1 protein-coding gene and 2 pseudogenes are annotated in these 1,739 nt (G+C 35.9%); all 3 read right to left on the bottom strand.

Translation table 11 applies throughout. The annotated features are described in order from the left end of the window. Positions 1 to 364 (bottom strand): annotated as a pseudogene (locus tag H964_RS07355) (carbamoyl-phosphate synthase large subunit); the annotation flags it as partial. A 33-nt stretch (positions 365 to 397) separates the two neighbouring features. After that, positions 398 to 1,314, bottom strand: a pseudogene (pyrF, locus tag H964_RS07350) (orotidine-5'-phosphate decarboxylase). Further along, positions 1,308 to 1,739, bottom strand: a 432-nt coding sequence (locus H964_RS07345) for an amidohydrolase family protein (RefSeq protein ID WP_039766221.1), incomplete at its 5' end; no start/stop codon positions are given. The pseudogene pyrF and the gene H964_RS07345, both read right to left, overlap by 7 nt.

Genomic DNA, 1,739 nt, shown 5'->3' with positions numbered 1-1,739 from the left:
CCTCAATGTTTGTGCCAATCACCTTTACGTTGTACTTATCCAGAATTCCGCTTCTGTAAAGCTCAACTGCAATGTTAAGACCTGTCTGACCACCTAAGGTTGGCAATATAGAGTCAACCTTTTCCTTTTGAATTATCTTTTCTATTATTTCGCAGTTTATTGGTTCAATATAGATGCTGTCTGCCATAGTTTTATCTGTCATGATTGTTGCAGGATTTGAATTAATCAGGACAACCTCTATTCCTTCTTCTTTTAAAGCCTTACAAGCTTGGCTTCCTGAATAGTCAAATTCGGCAGCCTGACCGATTATTATTGGCCCTGAACCTATTACCAAAACCTTTTTTATGTCCTTTCTCAGTGGCACTTTATATCGTCACCTCTTTTAAAAAATTTCGCATCAGTTAATTGCACTATTTATACTCTCCTTAAGATTCTTTGATGCGATAAAGCTGCTTTTTTCAAAGTCTGAATGTATGTGATTTTTATATGCGTATATTATATCGCGTGAAGAGTTTACTATTATGCCCATCTTGTTTTGTCAAGGAAATATTTTAAATCTTCAACTTTTCCTCCTTGTATTCCAATTCCGGGAATGAGCAAAAAAGAGTCTGGAAGAATTGACCTTACCATTTTTGCTGCTTGTGGCTGTGTTGCGCCAACAACTGCACCGATATCTGAGTATCCATGTTTACCTTTGCAACTTGCCCCCCACTCATGTACCTTTTCAGCTACCTTTTCAAAAAGGTACTTGCCATCTACAATTAAATCTTGAAAGTCCTTAGATGAAGGATTTGAAGTTTTTACAAGCACAAAAAGACCTTTTTTGAATCTTTCACAGTCCTCTACAAACGGCTTTATTCCATCCTCACCAAGATAAGGATTTACAGTCATTGCGTCACAGTCAAAGAACTTTATTTTCCTGTCAAACAAGACTGTTTCGCCAATGTAGGCATTAGAATAGCCCTTAGCTGAGCTTGAGATGTCGTTTCTTTTGCCATCAAAGATTATAATTAACTTTTTGTTTTGCGCATATTGGATAAGTTTATGAAGCACCTCTATGCCATGGTAAGAGTACTGCTCAAAAAATGCAGCTTGGAATTTCACACCAATTACATTTTCTTCAATTGCATCAATTATTCTTCTGTTGTATTCATAGAGTATATATTTTAGATTTTCTATTTCGTTTTTTTCATTGTCATAGTACTTTTTCATAAAATAATCTGGAATGTTTTCTACTGTTGTATCAATCCCAGCTACAAGTACACTGTTTTTCTTTTTTATCGCTTCAATTAGCCTGTCAGAGAAGTTTAGCACTTAATTTCACCGTCCTTCTTTAATATCTTTCCTTCATATATTACCGTCTCAACATATGAGGTAAGTTTTTTGCCCAAAAACACACTATTTTTTGACTTTGAAACAATATCCTCCTCTTTAACTTCCCACTCTCTATTTGGGTCAACTATCACAAGGTTTGCTTTTTGATTCTCTTCAATTACATTTGGTTTCAGGTTTACTATCCTCCTTGGATTTATACTAAGCAGCTCAACTAATTTTGAAATCTCAAATCCTCTATTTTTTACAAGGTAGGTGTAGAGCACTGCAAAAGCTGTTTCAAAACCAATTGTTCCACTTGGTGCAAGATTAAACTCTACATTCTTTTCGTCCTTGTGATGAGGTGCATGGTCGGTTGCAATGCAGTCAACAACCCCCTCCTTTATAGCCTCAATCAATGCCTCAAC

Origin of the sequence: Caldicellulosiruptor sp. F32, assembly GCF_000404025.1 — a bacterium.
Taxonomy (GTDB): domain Bacteria; phylum Bacillota; class Thermoanaerobacteria; order Caldicellulosiruptorales; family Caldicellulosiruptoraceae; genus Caldicellulosiruptor; species Caldicellulosiruptor saccharolyticus.
This window is presented reverse-complemented; position numbering and strand designations above follow the sequence as displayed.